20 protein-coding genes are annotated in these 22279 nt (G+C 44.5%); 14 read left to right on the forward strand and 6 right to left on the reverse strand.

Annotated features, from left to right (window positions below; translation table 11 throughout):
* Positions 1–105 precede the first annotated feature (105 nt).
* Entirely contained in the window at positions 106–1653 is a 1548-nt protein-coding gene (locus HC229_RS06410) for a glycine--tRNA ligase (protein WP_191019642.1), read from the forward strand.
* Between the two features lie 29 nt (positions 1654–1682).
* Here the strand turns inward: HC229_RS06410 and HC229_RS06415 are convergent, their stop codons facing one another.
* Both HC229_RS06415 and HC229_RS06420 read right to left on the reverse strand, forming a co-directional pair.
* Positions 1683–2603 (reverse strand): P63C domain-containing protein, encoded by a 921-nt coding sequence (locus HC229_RS06415; RefSeq protein WP_191019643.1) that lies wholly within the window; start codon positions 2601–2603, stop codon positions 1683–1685.
* Positions 2603–3037, reverse strand: a complete 435-nt coding sequence (locus HC229_RS06420) for an IS1 family transposase (protein ID WP_191019644.1) — start codon at positions 3035–3037, stop codon at positions 2603–2605. The genes HC229_RS06415 and HC229_RS06420 overlap by 1 nt, the downstream gene beginning before the upstream one ends.
* A 237-nt stretch (positions 3038–3274) precedes the next feature.
* On the opposite strand from HC229_RS06420, the gene HC229_RS06425 reads away from it, so the two are divergent.
* From HC229_RS06425 to HC229_RS06450, 6 genes are all read left to right on the forward strand, one after another.
* The gene (locus HC229_RS06425) at positions 3275–4162 is read left to right on the forward strand and encodes a LytR/AlgR family response regulator transcription factor (protein ID WP_191019645.1); all 888 of its coding nucleotides are present in this window, start codon (positions 3275–3277) and stop codon (positions 4160–4162) included.
* 175 nt (positions 4163–4337) lie between these two features.
* Positions 4338–4604: a hypothetical protein gene (locus tag HC229_RS06430; protein WP_191019646.1), complete on the forward strand. Its 267-nt coding sequence runs from the start codon at positions 4338–4340 to the stop codon at positions 4602–4604.
* Positions 4605–4782: 178 nt separating this feature from the next.
* A complete protein-coding gene (locus HC229_RS06435; protein WP_191019647.1) occupies positions 4783–6669 on the forward strand; it encodes a tetratricopeptide repeat-containing sensor histidine kinase in 1887 nt (628 codons plus the stop codon).
* Between the two features lies 1 nt (position 6670).
* On the forward strand, positions 6671–7324 hold the full coding sequence (locus HC229_RS06440) for a response regulator (RefSeq protein WP_191019648.1): 654 nt from the start codon (positions 6671–6673) through the stop codon (positions 7322–7324).
* Positions 7294–9405 carry a tetratricopeptide repeat-containing sensor histidine kinase gene (locus HC229_RS06445; RefSeq protein ID WP_191019649.1) on the forward strand — a complete coding sequence of 704 codons (2112 nt, stop codon included), beginning with the start codon at positions 7294–7296 and terminating at the stop codon, positions 9403–9405. Before HC229_RS06440 ends, HC229_RS06445 begins: the two co-directional genes overlap by 31 nt.
* Before the next feature lie 12 nt (positions 9406–9417).
* Positions 9418–10086: a response regulator gene (locus HC229_RS06450; protein WP_191019650.1), complete on the forward strand. Its 669-nt coding sequence runs from the start codon at positions 9418–9420 to the stop codon at positions 10084–10086.
* Between the two features lie 210 nt (positions 10087–10296).
* Here HC229_RS06450 and thiL read toward each other — a convergent pair whose 3' ends face one another.
* Positions 10297–11346: a thiamine-phosphate kinase gene (gene thiL, locus HC229_RS06455; RefSeq protein ID WP_191019651.1), complete on the reverse strand. Its 1050-nt coding sequence runs from the start codon at positions 11344–11346 to the stop codon at positions 10297–10299.
* 222 nt (positions 11347–11568) lie between these two features.
* Between thiL and HC229_RS06460 the strand changes: the two genes are divergently transcribed.
* The gene (locus HC229_RS06460) at positions 11569–12057 is read left to right on the forward strand and encodes a DinB family protein (RefSeq protein ID WP_191019652.1); all 489 of its coding nucleotides are present in this window, start codon (positions 11569–11571) and stop codon (positions 12055–12057) included.
* 15 nt (positions 12058–12072) lie between these two features.
* Here the strand turns inward: HC229_RS06460 and HC229_RS06465 are convergent, their stop codons facing one another.
* On the reverse strand, positions 12073–13209 hold the full coding sequence (locus tag HC229_RS06465) for a helix-turn-helix transcriptional regulator (RefSeq protein ID WP_332871634.1): 1137 nt from the start codon (positions 13207–13209) through the stop codon (positions 12073–12075).
* 89 nt (positions 13210–13298) lie between these two features.
* Here HC229_RS06465 and HC229_RS06470 point away from each other — a divergent pair, with 89 nt between their 5' ends.
* Positions 13299–13850 (forward strand): GNAT family N-acetyltransferase, encoded by a 552-nt coding sequence (locus HC229_RS06470; protein ID WP_191019653.1) that lies wholly within the window; start codon positions 13299–13301, stop codon positions 13848–13850.
* A complete protein-coding gene (locus HC229_RS06475) occupies positions 13825–14223 on the forward strand; it encodes a VOC family protein (protein WP_191019654.1) in 399 nt (132 codons plus the stop codon). The genes HC229_RS06470 and HC229_RS06475 overlap by 26 nt, the downstream gene beginning before the upstream one ends.
* Positions 14224–14284: 61 nt before the next feature.
* On the opposite strand, the gene lepA is transcribed toward HC229_RS06475, so the two are convergent.
* The gene (lepA, locus tag HC229_RS06480) at positions 14285–16081 is read right to left on the reverse strand and encodes a translation elongation factor 4 (protein WP_191019655.1); all 1797 of its coding nucleotides are present in this window, start codon (positions 16079–16081) and stop codon (positions 14285–14287) included.
* Between the two features lie 224 nt (positions 16082–16305).
* On the opposite strand from lepA, the gene HC229_RS06485 reads away from it, so the two are divergent.
* From HC229_RS06485 to HC229_RS06495, 3 genes are all read left to right on the forward strand, one after another.
* Positions 16306–16899 (forward strand): hypothetical protein, encoded by a 594-nt coding sequence (locus HC229_RS06485; RefSeq protein WP_191019656.1) that lies wholly within the window; start codon positions 16306–16308, stop codon positions 16897–16899.
* A gap of 101 nt (positions 16900–17000) precedes the next feature.
* Positions 17001–18677 (forward strand): hypothetical protein, encoded by a 1677-nt coding sequence (locus HC229_RS06490; RefSeq protein ID WP_191019657.1) that lies wholly within the window; start codon positions 17001–17003, stop codon positions 18675–18677.
* Between the two features lie 44 nt (positions 18678–18721).
* Positions 18722–19306 carry a hypothetical protein gene (locus tag HC229_RS06495; protein ID WP_191019658.1) on the forward strand — a complete coding sequence of 195 codons (585 nt, stop codon included), beginning with the start codon at positions 18722–18724 and terminating at the stop codon, positions 19304–19306.
* A 41-nt stretch (positions 19307–19347) separates the two neighbouring features.
* Here the strand turns inward: HC229_RS06495 and HC229_RS06500 are convergent, their stop codons facing one another.
* The gene (locus HC229_RS06500) at positions 19348–20604 is read right to left on the reverse strand and encodes an NAD(P)/FAD-dependent oxidoreductase (protein ID WP_191019659.1); all 1257 of its coding nucleotides are present in this window, start codon (positions 20602–20604) and stop codon (positions 19348–19350) included.
* 129 nt (positions 20605–20733) lie between these two features.
* Between HC229_RS06500 and HC229_RS06505 the strand changes: the two genes are divergently transcribed.
* Positions 20734–22254: an HAL/PAL/TAL family ammonia-lyase gene (locus HC229_RS06505; protein ID WP_191019660.1), complete on the forward strand. Its 1521-nt coding sequence runs from the start codon at positions 20734–20736 to the stop codon at positions 22252–22254.
* Positions 22255–22279 lie beyond the last annotated feature (25 nt).

Below are 22279 nucleotides of genomic sequence, written 5' to 3' on the forward strand. Positions count from 1 at the left end.
GTCTGAAAGTTAGGAAATTCGGGCGAAAGAAGCGTTTTTATTTTCAGCCTCGGCCAAGAATTTTTACTTTCGCGGTTGAATTCTCTAAAAATTACCCAACGCATCATGTCAAAGCAGGAAGATATCTTCAAAAACGTGATTTCCCACGCCAAAGAGTACGGTTTTATTTTTCCGTCGAGCGAAATTTACGACGGCCTCAGTGCGGTTTACGATTATGGTCAGAACGGGGCCGAACTCAAGAAAAACATACGCGAATATTGGTGGAAAGCCATGGTGCAGATGCACGAGAATATCGTCGGGCTTGACGCGGCGATTTTGATGCATCCGACAACCTGGAAAGCGTCGGGTCACGTCGATGCGTTCAACGATCCGCTTATCGATAATAAAGATTCCAAGAAAAGATACCGCGCCGACGTTCTCATCGAGGATTATTGCGAAAAACTCAACCAGAAAGCGCAAAAGGAAATCGATAAAGCCAAAGAGCGTTTTGGAGATGCATTCGATGAAGCTCAGTTCGTGGCGACAAATGGTCGCGTCGTTGAATATAAGGCGCGTCAGAAGGAAATTTTGCAGCGCATGGCTTCCGGTCTCGACAGCGGTAATTTGGAAGACGTGAAGGCGCTTATCGAGGAATTGGGTATTGCCGATCCTGAAACCGGTTCGAAAAACTGGACGGAAGTGCGTCAATTCAACCTTATGTTCGGTACGAAACTCGGCGCATCGGCTGAAAATGCGATGGATTTGTACCTGCGTCCCGAAACCGCCCAGGGTATTTTCGTAAACTTTTTGAACGTCCAGAAATCGGGCAGGATGAAGGTTCCTTTTGGAATCGCGCAAACCGGGAAAGCGTTTCGCAACGAGATTGTCGCGCGGCAGTTCATCTTCAGGATGCGCGAATTCGAGCAAATGGAAATGCAATTCTTCGTCCGTCCCGGGGAAGAGATGAAATATTACGAATACTGGAAGGAAACGCGCCTGAACTGGCATTTGTCGCTTGGTCTTGGCAAGGAAAACTATCGATTCCACGATCACGAAAAGCTGGCGCATTACGCTAATGCTGCCGCGGACATAGAGTTCAATTTTCCTTTCGGATTCAAGGAATTGGAAGGAATCCATTCGCGAACCGACTTCGATTTGAAGGCGCACGAGCAGTTTTCTGGTCGTAAACTACAGTATTTCGACCCTGAGTTGAATGAAAATTATGTGCCTTATGTCGTGGAAACTTCGGTCGGTCTTGACAGGATGTTCCTCGCGATTTTCTCCAAATCGTTGAAAGAAGAAACACTTGAAGACGGGTCGACGCGGACGGTCTTGGCTTTGCCATCTGTCCTGGCGCCTACGAAAGCAGCGGTTCTTCCGCTTGTCAAAAAAGATGGATTGCCTGATGTTGCACACAAAATCGTCGAGGAACTGAGATGGGATTTCAACGTCACATACGACGAAAAAGATGCGGTAGGACGCCGTTACCGCAGGCAGGACGCGCTTGGGACGCCATTTTGCATAACAGTAGATCATCAGACGTTGGAAGACGACACGGTTACGATCCGCCATCGCGATTCGATGCAACAGGATAGGGTTGCGATTTCTGAACTTCGCAACATTATCAACGATGAAGTTTCGATGCGAACGTGGCTGCTGAAAACCGCCAAATAGTACAAAGCCTCCAAATCGCGGAGGCTTTTTTATTTTACTGCCGCCAGAAGATTTTTGACCTGGCGCGAAAAAGCAGTTAATTCCAGTTCAGGCTCCGCTGTCGTTATCGTGATGTTTCGTACGACAGGGTAAGATTTGCTCAACAATTGGTCGAGAATGCCGAGGTTGCCTTCGGAAACCGTGTAAAGTGCGATCAAACCGTGCAAATAGCTGGAAATTTGAGGATGTTGATTTTGTTGAGGGCCTCGTTTTAACCGATAGCTTCGCTTTGGAGCCTTAGATCGCATTTCATCGAAAAGACTTGAAGGGAGGCGCGAGAAAACCCAATCCCGTACAAAGTGTGCCGCTGGTAACGGATCCTCACGCATCGATTTCCAATCGGTTTGCAAATGGGACATTACAAGGTTCCAGAAGTCGTCGGGAAACGCTGCGATCCATTTATAGGCCTTCTCCCTATTGTGATCTGCGAAAGAAAGGACAATTCGTTGTTGTGCTTTATCCTTAGTGAAGGTTAGCCCTGTCGTTTCGGCAATCCTTAAAAACAGACTGTTGTTTTTATCTTCCTGGATAAGAATTTGGGCTGCTTTGGCGAATTTTAGTTCTATGACGCTCAGGAAACCTTCATTTTTTGCAAAAATCAGAAATTCACAGGCCTCGAGAACAGTGTTCACGTCGTAGGCCTCGATTATAGAAGGTACAGCTTCGTGATCGGCTGATTCAAAATGTATCGGGCGCGAAAGTTTTTCCAGCAGACCGGTCGCTCCGATTCCGTATCGGCTAAAGCTTTGCATGAATTCGTTTAGCCAATTCGCTTTGGAAACTTGCCCAAAATAACGGTTGATACTTTTTTTGGTCAGTACAAACCTGCCATCCGAAAGTATATAGGGTTGGAGAGCGGCGTCCGCAATTAAGATTTTGTGTTGAGGTGAACCGTAGCGTGCGTAAATCATTATTGTAGACGATTTAGCCAATCGGTAAGCGCCATGCCAACGGTTGGCTCTGCCGGCTTTTTCTCGACAAGCCGCGCTATTCTTTTTTGCATCAGCCATGCAGTCTTGGGCGAGACGTCAAGTTTTCTTGACAACTCCATGATGTTCGTATTCGGATAGTTCCATACCAGCCAGATTGCCTCAAACCACTTTGACAGCGTCACTTTTGAACCATGGAAAATGGTATTGGTGCGAACATTGAAATATTTACCGCTATTCCGGCAGCGGTAACGCATTTTACTGCATTCATAAACTCTTGAATTCTCGTCAAACGGGCTAACAACGTCGCCTTTCCATCGGAGGGCTTCGAGAAAGTTGATACATGTTGCCTCTTGTGAAAACAAATTTTTAATTTCTTGTTGAGACTCAATATTCTGCAAGACAGATAGTTCCATATAGTATTATGATTTTTACAACATTACACAAATTTAGAAAATTAATGTAAAATAGTAAAATTAGCTCGCAATATCTTTTACTGCAATGTAATTGGCCGAATAAATTTGCAGTTCGTTGATTCACGTCTGAAATGACATGCTCAAGTTGTCCAAAGCAAAAAAGCGGTAAATTTTATAAATAAATTAGCTTCCGATAAGTCCCAAACTTACCTCCCTACGCAGCGTTGGCCCTAACCAATGAAGCACACTTACGTAATTGTTAGCGACAATCGCGACGAAATAGCGGAAACGAAAGCTGTGGCAGCCGTTTTTCCGCAATTGTCGTTTGTCGGAAGTGCTTTAAATTTCGACGAAGGCTTGGATTTGATTCTCGAAAAAAATCCAGATATTATTTTCCTTGAAATTCAACCTGAAAATCCTCTTTCAAAGTTAGGCTTAGGTCTGATCAGCGAATTCTATCGCTACCTCACAAACGTTCCAAAGGTTATCGTTACCGCAAAAACTGCGGATTTAGCCTACGAAGCGCTTCGATACGATGTGCTCGACTACCTTCTTACGCCATTTCGCTCGCTTGAATTGCGCAAGGCGATGTTGCGATATGAGCGCTCTCTGACTTCGATCGTTGAAGAAAAGGACCTGATTTCGGCGGTACCTGATTCCAGAGTAGCGGAACTGCCAATAGCGGAGTCACTAGTTACGGATAACAATGACGAAGCGGTCACTATTCTTGAAGCGCCTCAGCCCCAGGTTATGTCTGAGTTGCCTATTGAAGAAAAACCACTTGTGATTTGCGTAAAATCTTACGGCGACTACCGTTTTATAGACGCAAAGAATATTTTGTACTTGCAGGCTGACAACAACTCCACCGACATTCATTTAAATAGTGGGGAGATGATTACGGCATTCAAGACATTGAAACAGTTTGAGAGCTCGCTCCCGTTTCCGTTTGTGCGGATACATAACAGCTACATCGTCAACATAGATTACGTTTCGAGAATCCATACGGGTAACGCGGTTTGCTACTTAAAAGACTCTTCGGTAAAACTTCCGTTTTCAAAATCCTACAAAGAAAACGTCGATTCGATCATCAGCAGCATCACAAACGGCAATTATTTGGAATTTTAGAATTTCCAATCACACTCCAAAGTGATATCATTCACTAACAAAATCGGGTCATCTACCAAAGACCACAATAAACATAGGGCTTGAGCGAGGCATCGTATTTAGTTTTGCTCCGTGGAATCATTATGTCCACGCGACAAACAAAAACAAAATACCACGAACATAAATGTCTCAAATTATGAAAAAAGCTATTTTAACTTTCGGATTGTTTTCTTTAGTATTGGTTTTGACTTCGTTTACTACGCATGAAATAGGTGACCCATCAAAACAAAATACCTCAACTACCGCAAAAGGCGACACTTCTGGTGGCGGAACTCTCCCAGGTGGTGGTGGCAAAAAAGTTGATTTTGAAACTGGTGGAACTCTACCTGCAGGTGGTGGAAAGAAATTTGACTTTGAAACGGGAGGTACGTTACCGGCCGGAGGAGGAAAAAAACTGGATTAACATATCGTACATCATCGACTAAATAAGTACGAAATAATTTGAAAGGGCTATCACTATGATAGCCCTTTTTTAGTTTGCAAAAATTATGAAAAAGGCGATCATCATTTTCTTAGTGTCCGTACTATTTACAGCATCTGAACTTCGTGTCAAGACTTCGAAACTATTTAATTTTAATAAAATGGAAAATCTCCCAATTCAACAGCAACTGGATTTGTTAGAAAGGCTTGAGGAGATGAATAAATGGACGCTTCTAAAAGAAGTTAAATATTCGAATGACATTAAGATAGCAAATAGATATTGGAATTTAGGTTACAAAGCGAAATTCAAAGACATAAATGACAAAATTCTTAAGGCTTGCGACTTAGAGTCGTTCATCGCACGGGCACATCTAAATTTGGCGGAATTTTTTTATGTAGAACAACGAATGGAGTTGTCATATAGGCACATTTTAACCGCGGAGAGTATTCTTCTTAAATCAACCAATATAAGAGATTTGTCTGACGCTCTAATTCTTAAAGGCCAGTTACAATATCATTATGGAGAATACTTTCTTGCAGAAAATTCTGCTACGCGGGCTCTAATTGCCTGTAAAAAAAGGAATGGACTTGACGGCCAAAAATACAAGTCACTGAACCTGCTTGGTATCGTAAATATGGAACTGGATCACTATGAGAAGTCTTTGGAATTTCACTTGAAAGCATTAAATTTCTTGGAACATCGAAAATTGGATAGTACTGCGTTTTTTAGAGAAACAACTTTATTTAATATTGGATTGGTATATCATTTAAAAAGAAATAATGTTGAAGCTACTAATTACTTTAGTAAGGTGTTGACTACATACGATTTAAAAAATAAAAATCCCTCACTTTATGCAAATGTGCTTGATGCCATGGGCATGTGCAAGCTTGAGTCAGAAAATATTGACCAAGCCCTTCCATTTTTTATTAAATCCCAAAATATAAACGATAATTGGCGACTAGTATATAGAAGTATCATTAACGACATTCATTTGAGCAACTTCTACTTAAGAAAGCGAGACAGCGCCTCGGCAGAACAATACTTAAGAAGAGGGCTATACAAATGCCAATCAAATAATTTTCCAGTTGTATCTACCGAAGTAATTACGGAATTATTGAAACTTGCACCGACGCGACATCCATTAGATGTACTTGGAGAGCGTCTTCGTGACAGTATCGCTAACCGAGATCAAATGGCCAAGCGAAAATTCGCACGTCTTAATTATGAGACGATTGAGGCGCTCGAAGATAGAAACAGCGCTATCAAATCAAAATGGATATTTATAACAATCTGCGGATTCTTGCTGATTATATTAGGCCTTACTTTCGTAATTGTCTGGCAGCGGACAAAGCAAATTAATATGAGGCTAGCTCAAGAGAGATATAATTCTAGAGAAAAACTTTACCAATTTTTGCTAAAGCAAGCATCTGCCGTTGAAAACGCGCGTCTAGTCGAGCAGAATAGGATCGCAAAAGAATTACATGACGGTGTGATGAATAAACTTTTGAGTGTTAGATTAAGCTTGTATGTATTCTGTAGAGACAATAACGTCAGGTATAACTCCCTGTGCTTTAAGCAAATCGATTTAATACAGTCAATTGAACTTGAGTTGAGGAGTTTGGCCCATAATTTAAATAACAATGAGCTTGGACAGAAGGGCAAATTTAAGGAGTTGGTTCAGGAACTAGTCGAGCGATATCAGTTATCAACCGAAATCAAGTTTATTTTGGACTTAGATGAGAAAAAACTTTACTGGGATGGAATAGATAAACGAGTTAAACTAAACATTTACAGGATTCTCGAGGAGACTTTAAGCAATGCAATTAAACACTCAAATTGCACTTTCGTTCAAATACAATTTAACTGTATAGCCGATGTTATCAAACTTGAGATTGCCGATAATGGTCAGGGGTTTGCGAAGGGCCAGAGTCACCGTGGCATGGGACTTAAAAATATAAATGACAGGCTAGATCAAATTAATGGCAAATTCTTTATCCAGTCGTCGCCGTCCAATGGAACTAAACTTTTTATTGAAATACCAATATAATATGAGAACTTTAATAATTGAAGACCATCTAGCAATGATTGAGGGCTACAAAAGCATCCTAGAACTTGCTGAAGCAAGTTTTAAATTTGACTTCCATATTGCTAAAAATTGTGATGAAGCCGTTGCAATAATCAACAATCCCGTTCAATATTTTGAATTAGTTCTACTTGACATAAATCTTCCACCCTCAGGTAATAATCGTGTGACGAATGGAAAAGATTTAGCATTGCTCATTCAACAAAGATGGAAGGATGCGAAAATTGTTATTTTAACTTCGCATATTGAAAAATTAGTACTTTATTCCCTTGTAAAAGACATTGAGCCAAGAGCTCTACTTGTCAAAAGCGACTTTACACCTGACGAACTAATTAATTCAATTCGGTCTGTGCTGAGGGGTGAAACAAAAATATATAGTTCGACAGTTACCGAAAGCATACATGAGGTATCGAAGGAAAAAGTATATTTGGATGCTATAAATAGAGAAATTTTGCAATTACTTGCGAAAGGGGTAAAAACAAAAAATTTGCCGAATCATTTACTGCTATCACAAAGCGCAATTGATAAAAGAAAAGCACATCTTAAAGAAGTGCTTGGAGTTCCTAAAAGCACAGAGGAAGATTTAATATGTCAAGCGAAAAAAGTGGGATTAATTTAACAATACTATTCTTGAGGTATATTGGACTCATAATTTTTATTTTACTCACAACGTGCTGCGAAAAGCCAACGTTTGATACGAGTTCGAAAGAGCCTATCGAAATAGACAGCATAGATGTATACTTACGGTTGGCGGGATCGGACACGTTGTCTGATATTGATAAAAAAAGGTTTAATAACAATGCTTATCAAGCGATTCTCACGGCGTCGAATGATTCGATGAGTAGGGTAAATCTTTTCAAGGTTGCGAATCGATTTTTTAATATTGAAGCGTTTGAAAATTATAAAGAAGTGTCGTTCAAAGCGCTAGATAGATCTGTTGAAGCGAACGACACTATCAGCGAAGCAAAGGCATATGTATATTTAGGAGATTATTACAAATACAAAATAGCTAAGGATAGTGCATTTACATACTATTTGAAAGCTGAAAAAATTTATGCGAAGATTGATGACAAAGTAAATCTGGCTTCAGTAAAAATCAACAATGCCGAAATCTTATGGAATCAAAATGACTATTATGCAAGTGAGGCTGCCGCATTGGACGCACTAAAACTTTTGAGAAATACTGATGACGTTCAGAAAACTTATGAAGCCTTGGTGTTACTCGGAATAATATCGAATGCCCTAAAGAACTATAATGATGCCCTATTATATCTGAACAGAGCATTTAATATTGTTGAAAATAGCCCTTTACAATCGCCTAGTCCATATGCAACAACCCTCAATAATATTGGCAACGTTTATCAAGGAGCGGAGAAAAATGACGAAGCAATTTTAAATTTCGAGAAGGCGTTAAAAGAAAAAAACCTTGACAGGGAAAATCCGTTGCTATACTCTGTCTTATTAGATAATTTGGCATACTCCAAATTCAAAAAAGGCGAGAAGGGAAAACAAATCGTGGAATTATTTGAAGAGTCTATTAGAATTAAGAGTGGGTTAAATTACCTTTCAGGAATTTGTTTTAGTAAAACGAGATTGGGGGAATATTACTATTCTATCGGGCAACTTGATAGCGCTATTTATCAAACCAAAGAAGCATTGAAAATTGCTGAAGAGAGTCAAAATGCTATTCTAAAATTAAATCCACTCAAACAGTTGTCGTCGTATGATGCTTTGAATTCGCAAAAATATTCCGATCAATATATTAGAATTAATGATTCTGTTCAACTTACAGAACGCCAACTAAAAGACAAATTCGCTCGCATCCAATTCGAAACGGATGAAATCTCGCTGCAAAAAGACAAACTAGAGGAAAAGAATAGGACACTTTTGCTGTTTTTTGTGGGGACGGTAATGATAGGACTGTTGTTGTTCGTAATCAGGACGCAGCGCGCCAAAAACCGGGAGTTGATGCTTAAGCAGGCCCAGCAAAAGGCGAATGAAGAAATTTACAATCTGATGATCGCCCAACAGAACAAAATCGAGGAAGGGCGTATACGCGAAAAAAAGCGCATTGCACAAGAACTCCACGACGGTGTCCTAAGCCGGCTTTTCGGGGCGCGTCTCAATCTTGACAGCCTGAACAAAATGGACGGAGGCGAAGCAACCGAGAAGCGCAATAATTACCTTACCGAACTCAAAAACATCGAACAGGACATTCGCGAAATATCGCACGACCTGAATCGGGAAAAATTCGTGCTTATCAATAACTTCCTGGCCATTTTGACGAATCTTCTCGAGGAACAAGCAAACAATTTCGAGACGGAAGTCGTAACCGATATCGATGATCGCATTCCATGGGAGAAAGTGAGCAACAACCTGAAAATCAACATTTACAGGATTGTGCAGGAAGCGTTGCAGAATGTGAACAAATATGCCAAAGCGACAAAGATCAAAGTAATCCTACGAGAACAGGATGGCACCCTCAAACTAGAGGTCACAGATAATGGAGAAGGGTTTTCGGTAAACAAAAAAAGCAAAGGCATCGGCTTGTCCAATATGGTTTCGAGAACACAGGAATGTGACGGACAACTAGAAATTAAGTCCAAAAAAGGAAAGGGAACGACAATTTGCATAACTTTCCCTACTGAAAGCAAACCCGATGAAGGCCAACAGTCTTCCGCGGAGCCCGCCATCGCCTAACCAAACAACGAAATGCCACAAAAAGTCAACATTCTCATTGTAGACGATCATCCGTTTATAATCGAGGCTTACAAAAACGCCATCAAAGGATACAATTCCGCCGATTATGAGTTTACCATCACACAGGCCAGCGACTGTAAATCCGGATACGACAACATAACGGCGTCGGCTACCGGAGACTTCGACATCGCGTTTTTCGATATCAGCATGCCCGCTTATGAAGAGAAAAACATCCATTCCGGAGAAGACCTGGCGCAGCTGATCAAAAAGCAAATGCCCGATTGCAAGATCATCCTGCTTACGATGCACACCGAATTGCTCAAGATCAGCAACATCGTCAAAAACATCAATCCGAACGGCCTGATCATCAAAAACGATCTGACTTTCGACGAGTTGCTGACCGCGTTCGACAAAATCCTCCACGAGGAAAACTACTATAGCCAAACCGTCGTAAAACTCATTTCCCAAATACAATACGACAACATAGACGTCGACCAGTTCGACAAGCAAATCCTCTACCACTTGTCGAAAGGAACCAAAACGAAAGACATTCCGAGCTTCGTCCCGCTTTCGTTGAGCGCCATAGAAAAACGCAAGCTCAATCTCAAGGAAACCTTCAATCTCAAAGGCGCTACAGACATTGATCTGATAAGGGAAGCCCGCAATAAAGGCTTGCTGTAAAACCGGACTTATGACATTTTGCGGTTTCCCGCATCAATTTATGCGGGAAACCGTAACCATTTATAGCAAACCACCCGGTATCTTCGTTCCGGTAATGCTAAGTAAAAAATCCCGCAAGGGTAAATGAGTCAGTCTTTATAGCTTAACCTACTATCCAGAAACTGACGATCTCAAAAAAAGCGACACATTAGGGAGTGTCGCTTTTTTATTTTATTCCGATTCCAATGCGTTCCAGCCTCGGGCCTTTAGCGGGATTTTGGTATCGGCGCGCGTTATCAGGTGAGCGCCCTCTTTTTCCTCGGTTATGTGTCCGATGACGGTAAAGTTCGGATTTGCCTTTATCTTGTCGAAATCCCCGAGTCCAATCGTAAACAGCAATTCGTAATCCTCTCCACCGTTTATGGCCACGGTCGTCGCATCGATATTGAATTCTTCACAGGTGTTGATCAACTGAGGATCGATAGGCAGTTTTTCCTCGAAAAGGTTGCAACCGACATTCGATTGTTTGCACAGATGCAGGATTTCAGACGACAATCCGTCCGAAATGTCGATCATCGATGTCGGCTTTATTTCCAACGCATGCAACAATGTCCGGATGTCAGTCCGTGCCTCCGGCTTCAATTGTCGTTCGATAAGATAGGTGTAATTGTCAAGATCCGGCTGCGATTGGGGATTCACGAGAAAAACCTGTTTCTCTCGCTCCAAAACTTGTAAGCCCATGTAAGCCGATCCCAAATCGCCTGAAACCACGAGCAGCTCATTCGGTCTTGCGCCGTTCCGGTATACGATTTCCGATTCGTCCGCCTGTCCCAAAGCCGTCACACTTATCAGAAGCCCGGTCTGGGACGACGTCGTGTCGCCACCTATCACATCTACATTGTACTGATTGGCCGCCAAGGCGATGCCCGCGTACAATTCTTCAACTGCTTCCAACGGAAAACGATTCGATATCGCAATGGAAACCGTGATTTGGGTCGGTTTGGCGTTCATCGCGCAAATGTCCGACAGATTGACCACGACCGCCTTGTAACCCAAATGTTTGAGCGGCATGAATGCCAGGTCGAAGTGAATGCCTTCGATCAGCAAATCGGTCGTCACGATGGCTTTTTTATCCTTGAAGTCGAGAACCGCCGCATCGTCACCGATTCCCTTCAGCGTCGAGTCCTGCCTGATCTCGAAATTTTTAGTCAAATGGTCTATAAGACCGAATTCGCCCAATTGGGAAATGCTCGTTCGCTGCGGATTCTTGTTTTCTAACATATTTGGAAAATTGAAGTGCAAAGGTACGCTTTTGGGATTTTCGGCGGGATAGAATGTCGCGAATTCAGCGTATGAAAACCGGGTTGCGTCCGAAAGATATTAATCTTAAGACACTCTAACTCTTAACGACAACTAAAAAAAGCGACTTCCAGTTTTGCTGCTGACAAACGGTTGTCACTCGACGGTTTTAATTTTGGGCTATAACAAATAAAACACATCATCATGGAAACAACAGCCACAACCACAATGCCTATCATCAGCAAAGACGAGTTGCTGAAGCACTATTTCGGACACCGGTTTTTGACGCGCCGGACCATCGAGCTTTTCCCGGAAAAGGAGTTTTTCGAATTTTCGATCGGAGGCATGAGAACTGCGGCGCAATTGGCCAACGAACTGCTCTCGATCGCCGGGCCGGCACTGAAAGCGATCGCCAATTCAGACGATGTTCCGTATATTGAACCATCGGTTCCCGCGTCAAAGGCGGAATACTTGAAAAAATGGGATGAAGCCGACGAGGAAATCAAAACCTATTGGGCGCAAATCCCTGAAGAGCGGTTCCCGGAAATGTTCAATCTTTTCGGGCAATACAATTTCCCGATCCTGCACAACGTCCTGTATTTCATCGACAACGAAATCCATCACAGAGGCCAAATGTTCGTCTACTTACGCGCGCTGAACATCGAGCCGCCATTTTTTTGGGAGCGTTGGTGAGTTTTAATTTAAGGTTTAAAGTTTAAGGTTTAAAGTTTGCCCGGGGCGTGAAGTTTCGGGCTTTTTTTCGTTGGATTTTATGCGGGCTTTGGCAAGTTCCATCAATTCGAGCAATCGGTCGTTAAGCGAAAGCGGCTCGAGGATCGTCGCATAATCGGCAAACATCAGGAACCAGCGCGCAAAACCATCGTTCACGTCCCGCGTCATAAACGTCATTTCGCATCCGTCGGGCGTCTCGATTTCTGACGTGAATCCGAAATGTTTGCGATCGAATTTCATGAACGGTACGACATATTTTTCCGCAACGATCCGAACCAGCGTTGTTGTGGCTTTCGAGGAATTCAGGTAGGTTTCCAAAGGCTCGTGTTGCCGCTCGAATTTAAGATCCGTCAAGCGGATGTTGTGGATGCGGTCGGTGCGAAACTGCCTGTAATCGTTGCGCAAATGGCAATATCCGAAGATGTACCAAAACGTATTTTCGTGAAAAACGCCCACTGGCTCGACGATGCGCTCTCCCGGTTGGCCGGCCGCAACGGCTTCGTATAACAATTTTACCTGTAGCTTTTCGCCAATACTCCGAAAAATGGACGCCAGTGCGTTGGGTGCCTTTGATCGGTCGAACCCGCCGGTATGACGCACCAAGACGTTCGATTCGATCTCTTCGACCAACTCTTTTTCGGAACTTCTCAGGACGGCTTTGAGTTTGAACATGGCCGAGGCGTAATGGTCGCCCAATTCCTGGTCCGAGAACTGTTGCATGAGCTTTTCGGCGGCAATGAACGACGAGGCTTCTTCACGCGTGAACATCACAGGCGGCAATCGGTAGCCGTCTACGAGCGAGTATCCGATTCCAGCTTCGGAGTAAATCGGGACGCCCGATGCCTCAAGTGTGCGTATGTCGCGGTAAATCGTGCGCAAACTGCAATCGAAACGGTCGGCCATTTCCTGGGCTTTCACGATTTTTTTCGACTGGAGTTGGATCAAGATCGAAACGATCCTGTCGAAGCGTTTTGGCGACTCGTCCTGCATCGGTTTTTTTTCAAAGATAAGAATAGTGGCGTCCGGTTGCAGCGTTTTATTCCCGTTGCCAAAGTTGTGGATACGGACAATGTCAAACCAATATATTGATCTGTTACAAAAAATCTGTGACATTATATTTTGTAACACATGACTTATAACAATGTGAATTGAGATGTTGAACTATATATACGCGACCGGCCAAAAGGTTGTAAATTCACGTTATGGAAACCATTTCAATACGAAAGGTCGGTCAAGCCGATTTGGAAACGCTTCGCCAACTTAGCATCAAAACGTTTAGGGACAGTTTTGCCGATGCCAATTCCAAAGAAGATATCGACACCTATATTGCCGAAAGTCGTTCAACGGACAGGATCGCCAGTGAATTCGCGAACCCGGAATCGAAATTTTACTTCGCCGTCTCGGTAGAGCAGCCAGTCGGCTATATGAAGTTGAATCGCGGTATGGCGCAAAACGAATGCAAGGACGAGAATGCGATGGAAATCCAGCAAATTTACGTCGACAAGGGATTCCAGAATCTCAGGATCGGACAGTCGCTGTTGGACGTTGCGTTCGATCACGCCTCGAATCTCCAGCTCGATTTCGTCTGGCTCGGCGTATGGGAACACAATCACGACGCTATCCGGTTTTACGAAAAAAACGGGTTTGTTGTTTTCGGCAAGCACGATTTCCGTCTCGGGAAAGACCTGCAAACCGATCTGTTAATGAAAAAACAATTTATCGAACGATATGAAAACACGAATGATCTGGGCTAACCTGATTTCGCGGAATTTGGAAGTCACGTCAAAATTTTATTCCGATCTTGGATTCAAGCAAAACGGTAAACACAACTCGGCAGATCTGGTAAGTTTTTCGTTTGGCGACAGCAATTTCGTCATCAATTTCTTTACGGAAAGCGGACTCAAGATGGGCAAAGATGGGAAATGGGTCGATGCGAAACGCGAAAACGAGGTTTTATTTTCCCTTTCGGCAGACAGCAGGGAAGAAGTCGATCAATGGGTCGAAAAAGTGAAATCGGCGGGCGCGACGATTTTCGAAGCGCCCCAAAATTTCGAACAAGGTTACACTTTCGGGTTCGCCGATCCGGACGGCCACAAATACAATATTTTATACTGGCCCGGAATGTAACCATAAAAAAATCCCGAACAGGCATGAGCTGATCGGGATTGTTCATTTTTGTATTTGAGCATCAATCGTTGAGCTTCAAAACGGCCATAAATGCCTCCTGCGGAATCTCGACGTTTCCGACCTGGCGCATGCGTTTCTTACCTTTTTTCTGCTTTTCGAGGAGTTTTCTCTTACGCGAAATATCACCACCATAGCACTTTGCGGTAACGTCTTTTCTCAATGCCTTGATCGTTTCACGAGCGATGATTTTCGCTCCGATGGCCGCCTGGATTGGAATGTCGAATTGCTGGCGTGGAATCAGTTCGCGCAATTTTTCGGTCATTTTCTTGCCGATGTTGTATGCATTGTCGGCATGGATCAAAGCCGAAAGAGCGTCCACCGTATTGCCGTTGAGCAAAACGTCCAGCTTCACGAGATTCGACGTGCGCATTCCTATCGGATGGTAGTCAAACGAAGCATATCCTTTCGAGACGGTTTTGAGTCGATCGTAGAAGTCAAATACGATCTCGGCCAGCGGCATATCGAAGTTCAATTCGACGCGTTCGGTTGTGAGGTAGGTCTGATTTGTGATTTGACCTCGTTTTTCGATACAAAGCGACATCACATTCCCCACGAAATCCGCTTTGGTAATGATCGTGGCCTTGATATACGGCTCTTCGACCCGGTCCAGTTTAGACGGTTCAGGAAGATCCGACGGGTTGTTGACCACAAACCCAACTTCCGGTTCCTTTTTGGTATAAGCGAGATAGGAAACGTTGGGAACCGTTGTGATCACGGTCATATTGAACTCGCGCTCGAGGCGTTCCTGGATGATTTCCATGTGCAACATCCCGAGGAATCCGCATCGGAAGCCAAAACCAAGTGCCGCGGAACTTTCGGCAGCAAATACCAAAGACGCATCGTTCAATTGCAATTTCTCCATCGACGCGCGCAATTCTTCGTAATCTTCGGTATCAACCGGATAAATTCCAGCGAAAACCATCGGTTTCACGTCTTCGAATCCCGTGATCATATTTGTCGTCGGCGTTTTCGCATCCGTGACCGTATCGCCCACTTTTACTTCTCGCGCTTCTTTTATCCCCGAAATGAGGTAACCAACGTCCCCGGCAGAAACGACGGGTTTCGGAACCTGGTTCAATTTCAACGTCCCGATTTCATCGGCAAAATATTCGTTGCCGGTCGCCATGAATTTAATCTTCTGACCCTTTTTGATCTCTCCGTTTTTTACCCGGAAAATAACTTCGATGCCTCGAAACGGGTTGTAGACCGAGTCGAAAATCAGCGCCTGAAGCGGCTCGTCAGGGTTGCCTTTCGGAGCGGGTATGCGCTCAACGATAGCTTCGAGTATCTTGTCTACTCCGAACCCGGTTTTTCCGGATGCGTGGATGATGTCCTCGATCTTGCATCCGAGCAAATCGACGATATCGTCACTCACTTCTTCAGGATTCGCGCTAGGCAAATCGACCTTGTTCAACACCGGGATGATTTCCAGGTCGTTGTCCAAGGCAAGGTAAAGGTTGGAAATCGTTTGCGCCTGAATGCTTTGCGCCGCATCGACGATCAAAAGTGCGCCTTCGCAAGCAGCGATGGAACGCGAAACTTCGTAGGAGAAATCGACGTGTCCCGGTGTATCGATGAGGTTGAGCGTGTATTTTTCGCCTTTATAAGTGTAATCCATCTGGATCGCGTGGCTCTTTATCGTGATGCCGCGTTCGCGTTCCAGATCCATGTTGTCGAGCAACTGGGCCTTTTCTTCGCGGGCGGTTACGGTTTGGGTCGCGCCAAGCAAACGGTCGGCCAACGTACTTTTACCGTGGTCGATATGGGCGATGATGCAAAAATTGCGGATGTTTTTCATTTTCTGTTGCAATAAGCTTTGTGCTGTCGGCTTTAAGCTGAGGTTCATCGTGTCACGGGAACCAGCCGCCATTTGGGCGAAGCTTGGAATTAATCGGCAAATATAACGCTAAAGTTGGTTGCCACAATACGATAGGATTATTATTAATGGGCGAACATTACGGCAAATGACGTATACCGTCTTTCGGAAAAATAATTACTTTTGGCCCAACTAATCAAGATATTATGAAAAAAGCAATGTTCGTTTTGCTGTTGGTCGCCACGGCCGCAGTTGCCCAAAAGAAAAAGGTAGAATCCGGAGATTATAAAAATCTTGCGGGCGTAACCGAATTCAACGTGGAATTTGATTACTCCAACATCAAAGTTGCGAAATTTGACAACGAGGAGGATTTCCTTGCCGACAAAATGAAAAAACGCGAAGAAAAAGGAAAGGACGAAGATTTCCGCAAGAATTGGTTCGCCGATCGCGAGGCGCGCTATGAGCCGAAATTTATCGAATCGTTCAACAAGCGTTTCGATGACGGATCGGTAAAAGCCGACAAAGGACTTACCAGCGCAAAGTACACGATGAAGGTAAAAACAGAGTGGATCCAGCCGGGTTACAACGTCGGAGTGAGCCGCCAAAACGCCGAGGTGACTGCCTTGGTCACGTTTTTTGAAACTGCCAACCCGAGCAACGTCGTACTTACGGTGAGAATAGAGAGATCGCCTGGAGCCGTCGGAATGGGAATGGACTTCAATTCAGGCGGGCGCATAGCTGAATCCTACGCGAAAATGGGGAAGGAATTGGCGAACGACATCCGAAAGAAAGCAAAGTAAATTACGCTCATTTATCGTAAAAAAGCCCTTTTCTCAAGATAGGGCTTTTTTTATTGGTGGTTTGTGGGAAAATACTAAGTTTGCCCCAAACCAAAAACAAAATGAAACAAATTTTATTGCTTTGTGCGGTGCTTGCCGCATCGATGGGCAACGCGCAAAAAAACAAGACGCTCTCAAAGGATTACGAGTACAAGATCAGTGAGCCGTACCGGGTCGTTGACGCAGACGATAAGTACTACATCAGCGAGGAAGGCAAGGCCATCGCCGTGAAAATCGACAAACGCGACATTTACATCCAGAAATTCGATACCGACAAGCCTGCCCAGGTAAGCATGAAACTGTATGAGGATGCATTTCCGAAAAACGCCGTCTATGAGCGCATCGCGTATATCAAGGGCAGAGTGCAGTTGTTTTTCACACAATGGGACGGCGACAACAAAATCGAACAACTTTTTACCCAGGAAATCGATCTGGACAAAGGCGAATTCGTCGGCGGCAAAAAGTTGATTTTACAGGTTCAAGGCAAAGTTTCCGGGCAAGCGTCGGGGCGTGTGATGGATTTCAACCTAACGGACAAATTCCCGATCTACGTTTCGTATGATCACTCGAACTTCCTTGTCAAATTCCGACGCATTCCTGAGAAGAAACGCGATACGAAAAGCTTTGACAAAATCGGGCTGATCGCGTTCGACGGCGACATGAACAAACTAAGCGAGCGCGAATTGACGATGCCTTATACGGAAAGGCAAATGGACAATCTCGATTATTACGTGGACGGCATCGGAAATGTGTACATGTTGAACCGCATTTTCCACGACGATACGACAGATGAGAAAAAGAAAAAGGATGATACGACGCCAAACTATCATCTCGAGCTCTTTACGCTCAAACCTGGCTCCGATAGTTTCCAGGTAACCAAGGTTGACGCGAAAGATGCGTTCATCAACGATCTCGCCTTCTTCGGCAATGGCAAAGGGGATGTCGTGGTTGCAGGTTTTTACAACAATGGGATGAACAGGACGGGATTCTTTTCCAAGGGATCGCGTGACGGTTACAATTACTACAAGAACTGCGACGGTATCATTACATATAAAATGAAGCCGGACGGCACGCTTTACGATATGTTCACGCACGAAATTCCTCTGGAACTGCTCAATCAAAACGAAAGCAAGAAGACCAAGCGCAAGAACGAGAAGAAAGAAGAAAAGGGCGAAGGAGCAAAGTTCTACGATCTTCATTTGCGCGATCTCGAAGTAAAACCCGACGGCAGCATCGTTCTCGCGGCCGAACAATATTTTTCGGTCTTGCACACCACCAGCGGCGGAATGAACGGCGGGATGAACACCTATTACACGTATCACTACAACGACATGCTCGTCGCCAAAATTTTGCCTAACGGATCGTTGGGTTGGATGAAGAAAATCCCGAAGCAACAATTTGGGATGCAAGGGCGTGGAAGCATGGGCTTCAACTATTTTTCGAACGACAAAGAATGTTTTCTTGTCTTTTTCGACAATCCGGACAATGTCGATATTACGGACGACAAAGTCCCGGCGACCTATTCGGATAGAAAAAAGGGATATTTGACGGTCGTTCGCATTTCGGATGCCGACGGAAGTTCCACGCGCGGATCGATCCTCAACGCCAAGGAGGTCGAGGATTTCAAATTGCACCAGATTTCGGCTGATCGCATGATGAAGGTCACAGACAATTTGCTGCTGATGGAAGCGTATAAGAAAAATAAAGAAGACGTCTTGATAAAAATCGTCCTCAAGTAAAAATTTGAGCCCGGAACTTACCGGGCTTTTTTTATTTTTGGCAGATGAGATACGTTATCATCGCTTTTTTTGTAGTTACATCGGCGGCGGCGCAACGATTCGAGGTGCTTTCCGGCAAATTGGATGCGCTTCACGGTATTACCGCCTATAATGTGACTTTCGACTATGCCGGGATGCAAATCCACGGTTTCGAATCTGAAGAAGCTTTCCTCAAGTCCAAACACGACAAGCGAAAGAAAGACATCGAAAGAGCCGACAAATTCGTCGAAGATTGGTATGCGTTCCGCGAACAAAAATACGAGCCGGCCTTCATCGCGTATTTTAACGGGCGTTTTGACAAGGGCCAGATAACGATGGCGAAAAATGCGTCGGCGAAATACACGCTGAGCGTGAAGACGAAGTGGCTTTATCCGGGCTACGGCATTGGAATGGGAGGGGAGGAATCCAAAGTAACGGCCATACTTACGGTCTTTGAGACGCAAAATCCGTCAAATGTTTTGCTTTCGATCGAATTCGACAAATCCATCGGGTTGACCAACAAGAATTACAATGATTTCGGCGACAGGATTTCGGGTGCGTACGAAAAACTCGCGAAGAACTTTGCGATGCAGGTCAAGCGCTTCAATTAATTAGAAAAGGCATCCTTGTTAGAATGCCTTTTTGATTAGGATCAGACCTTGCTCGCGGCCATCTCTTTTTCCTGGTTGATCAGATAGGCCATATTCTTGATGACGTTGTCGTGTTTCTTGACGAACGGATTGGTTTCGTCCCAGACGTATCCCGCCAAAACCGCACAAATCTTTTGTTTAACATCGAGGTTTTCCGGTTGATGGAAAAATAAAGTTTGGAGATTGCCAGTATACCATTCTTTCACATAAGTCGTGAATACGCCTATGCCGCGTCTCATATAGCCCGTGAATTCGGTTTCCCAGTCCACTTTTTGGCCACTTTGCCCTTTCAGGTATAGTTTTGCAGCCAAAATTCCGGATTCCGTAGCGAAGCAAACGCCAGACGAAAAGACCGGGTCAAGGAATTCCGAACTGTTTCCGGTCAAGGCAAACCCGTCACCGTACATTCTCTTTACAGACCGGCTGTAATTTTCGAGTTTCACTGGCTCAAACAAAAATTCGACGCCGCCGAATCGCTTCACGTAAAAATCGGAAAGCTGTATGGCGTTCTTCAATGCTTCGCGGTTGTCCTTGCTTTCGGACAACGAGTTTATGAAAGTGGTCGGTCCGACAACGCCCAATGACGTCCTGCCGTTGGAGAACGGGATCACCCAAAGCCAGACCTCGGTTTCCAGAATGTCAAACGAGATCATCGTGCCTTCCTCGCCTTCTGGCCTGTTAATATCTTCGACGTGGACGAAAATCGACGAATGCGGATCGAGATGGGACGGTGTGTCAAGGTCGAGCAAACGCGGCAAAACGCGGCCGTAACCGCTTGAGTCGATAATGAATTTCGCGTGGATTTCCTTGAGGTTGCCGTCTTTGTCCTTGACGACGGTTCGGGAATCGCTTCCGTCAAATTCGACCGAGATCACCTCCGATTCGAATTCAAGGTCGATTCCCTTGGCGATGCATTCTTTTGCCATCGTGTTGTCGAAATCGCCGCGCGGCACTTGCCAGGTCCAATCCCAACCTTCGCCATATTTGTCGCTGAAGTCAAAAACGCAGATCTCGTTGCCGCGGATAAAGCGCGCCCCGAGTTTCTTCTCGAAGCTCATCGCGTCGAGCGATTGGAAAAGACCCGCTTCGTGAAAGTGGTCCATCACGCGCGGAATCAGGCTTTCACCGACGACAAGACGCGGAAATTTCTGTTTTTCGACCATTTTTACCTTCACACCATTATTGTGCAGATGGGCAGCCGAAACGCATCCGGAAGGACCAGCACCAATAACCAACACGTCGACAACTTCTTTTAACATCGGAATTCGTTTTATTACGTCTTAAAAATCTCTTAATTTATATTACATTTGTCGCCTCAAAAATAAAGACAAAACAAGATAATAAAAAAATAAACGTAAAGTTTATACGCTCTCTAAAATCAAGTGTAAATGAACACGATACATGAATATCTGAGCCTCGCGGAATTTGAAGCCGTTGTATTCGACAACAACAAAGTAGCCATTAGCGAAGAAGTGCTGCAACGGGTCAACGCGAGTTTTGATTTTTTAAAGGAGTTTTCTGAAAATAAGGTGATTTACGGCGTAAATACGGGATTCGGGCCAATGGCGCAATACCGCATCGACGACGCAGACCGCATACAGTTGCAATACAACCTGATCCGAAGCCATTCCTCAGGCACGGGAAAACCGATGAACCCAACGTTCGTCAAGGCGGCGATTCTAGCGCGTTTGAATACGTTGTCGCTTGGGAATTCGGGTGTTCATCCATCGGTAATCACGTTGATGAAAGAGCTTATCAACCGCGACATCACACCATTGATTTTCGAGCATGGAGGCGTAGGCGCTTCCGGGGATTTGGTGCAATTGGCGCACTTGGCTTTGGTCTTGATAGGCGAGGGCGAAGTGTTTTACAAAGGCGAACGAAAACCGACACAGGAAGTGTTCGCGATCGAAAGCCTGGAACCCATAAAGGTCGAACTTCGCGAAGGCCTTGCTTTGATGAACGGAACCTCGGTCATGACGGGAATCGGAGTCGTCAATGTCTACAATGCCAAAAAAGTGCTTGATTGGGCTGTGAAACTTTCGTGCGCAATAAATGAGTTGGTACAGGCTTACGACGATCATTTGTCGGCGGAACTCAACAATACCAAACTTCATGTCGGACAACAGGACATTGCCGCTAAAATGCGCGAGAATCTTTCCGACAGCAAACTTGTCCGCAAACGCGAAGACCATTTGTATTCGGGCGACAACACCGAGAAAGTTTTCAAGGAAAAAGTCCAGGAATATTATTCGTTGCGTTGTGTGCCCCAAATTTTGGGTCCGATAAAGGAAACCATCGATTCGGTATCGGCCATTCTCGAAAAAGAGATCAATTCCGCCAACGACAATCCGATCATAGACGTGGCCAACAGGCATGTCTATCACGGAGGCAATTTCCATGGCGACTATATTTCGCTCGAAATGGACAAGCTTAAAATCGTTATCACGAAGTTATCGATGTTGGCCGAACGCCAGCTCAACTATTTGATGAACGCCAAAATAAACGAGATTTTGCCACCGTTCGTGAACATGGGCAAGCTCGGTTTTAATTTCGGCATGCAAGGAACGCAATTTACCGCGGTTTCTACAACAGCTGAAAACCAAACGCTGTCGAACCCGATGTATGTCCATTCGATCCCGAACAACAACGACAACCAAGATATCGTGAGCATGGGGACCAACGCGGCCTGCATTACGGCGAAAGTCATCGAGAACGCGTTCGAAGTTTTGGCCATTGAGGCGATTTCCATCGTACAGGCGATCGATATTTTGGAACAGAAAGACAAGATTTCATCGGTTTCCCGCAAAATCTACGACGATATCCGAGGCATCGTGCCGGTTTTCAGCGAAGACCAGGCGATGTATCCGTTCGTCCAGAAGGTGAAGGAACATTTGACAAATAATTAGTATTTTAGCTAGTATCATCAAATCA

The organism is Flavobacterium selenitireducens (assembly GCF_014748335.1).
Lineage (GTDB): Bacteria > Bacteroidota > Bacteroidia > Flavobacteriales > Flavobacteriaceae > Flavobacterium > Flavobacterium selenitireducens.

Excerpts from the sequence above, each read along its gene's own strand:
- HC229_RS06435 (WP_191019647.1), top strand. The coding sequence starts at position 4,783 with ATGGAAAATCTCCCAATTCAACAGCAACTGGATTTGTTAGAAAGGCTT.
- HC229_RS06475 (WP_191019654.1), top strand. The coding sequence starts at position 13,825 with ATGAAAACACGAATGATCTGGGCTAACCTGATTTCGCGGAATTTGGAA.
- thiL (WP_191019651.1), bottom strand. The coding sequence starts at position 11,346 with ATGTTAGAAAACAAGAATCCGCAGCGAACGAGCATTTCCCAATTGGGC.
- HC229_RS06430 (WP_191019646.1), top strand. The coding sequence starts at position 4,338 with ATGAAAAAAGCTATTTTAACTTTCGGATTGTTTTCTTTAGTATTGGTT.
- HC229_RS06425 (WP_191019645.1), top strand. The coding sequence starts at position 3,275 with ATGAAGCACACTTACGTAATTGTTAGCGACAATCGCGACGAAATAGCG.
- HC229_RS06410 (WP_191019642.1), top strand. The coding sequence starts at position 106 with ATGTCAAAGCAGGAAGATATCTTCAAAAACGTGATTTCCCACGCCAAA.
- HC229_RS06490 (WP_191019657.1), top strand. The coding sequence starts at position 17,001 with ATGAAACAAATTTTATTGCTTTGTGCGGTGCTTGCCGCATCGATGGGC.
- HC229_RS06495 (WP_191019658.1), top strand. The coding sequence starts at position 18,722 with ATGAGATACGTTATCATCGCTTTTTTTGTAGTTACATCGGCGGCGGCG.
- HC229_RS06415 (WP_191019643.1), bottom strand. The coding sequence starts at position 2,603 with ATGATTTACGCACGCTACGGTTCACCTCAACACAAAATCTTAATTGCG.
- HC229_RS06485 (WP_191019656.1), top strand. The coding sequence starts at position 16,306 with ATGAAAAAAGCAATGTTCGTTTTGCTGTTGGTCGCCACGGCCGCAGTT.
- HC229_RS06460 (WP_191019652.1), top strand. The coding sequence starts at position 11,569 with ATGGAAACAACAGCCACAACCACAATGCCTATCATCAGCAAAGACGAG.
- HC229_RS06440 (WP_191019648.1), top strand. The coding sequence starts at position 6,671 with ATGAGAACTTTAATAATTGAAGACCATCTAGCAATGATTGAGGGCTAC.
- HC229_RS06470 (WP_191019653.1), top strand. The coding sequence starts at position 13,299 with ATGGAAACCATTTCAATACGAAAGGTCGGTCAAGCCGATTTGGAAACG.
- lepA (WP_191019655.1), bottom strand. The coding sequence starts at position 16,081 with ATGAAAAACATCCGCAATTTTTGCATCATCGCCCATATCGACCACGGT.
- HC229_RS06445 (WP_191019649.1), top strand. The coding sequence starts at position 7,294 with ATGTCAAGCGAAAAAAGTGGGATTAATTTAACAATACTATTCTTGAGG.
- HC229_RS06450 (WP_191019650.1), top strand. The coding sequence starts at position 9,418 with ATGCCACAAAAAGTCAACATTCTCATTGTAGACGATCATCCGTTTATA.
- HC229_RS06500 (WP_191019659.1), bottom strand. The coding sequence starts at position 20,604 with ATGTTAAAAGAAGTTGTCGACGTGTTGGTTATTGGTGCTGGTCCTTCC.
- HC229_RS06465 (WP_332871634.1), bottom strand. The coding sequence starts at position 13,209 with ATGTCACAGATTTTTTGTAACAGATCAATATATTGGTTTGACATTGTC.
- HC229_RS06505 (WP_191019660.1), top strand. The coding sequence starts at position 20,734 with ATGAACACGATACATGAATATCTGAGCCTCGCGGAATTTGAAGCCGTT.
- HC229_RS06420 (WP_191019644.1), bottom strand. The coding sequence starts at position 3,037 with ATGGAACTATCTGTCTTGCAGAATATTGAGTCTCAACAAGAAATTAAA.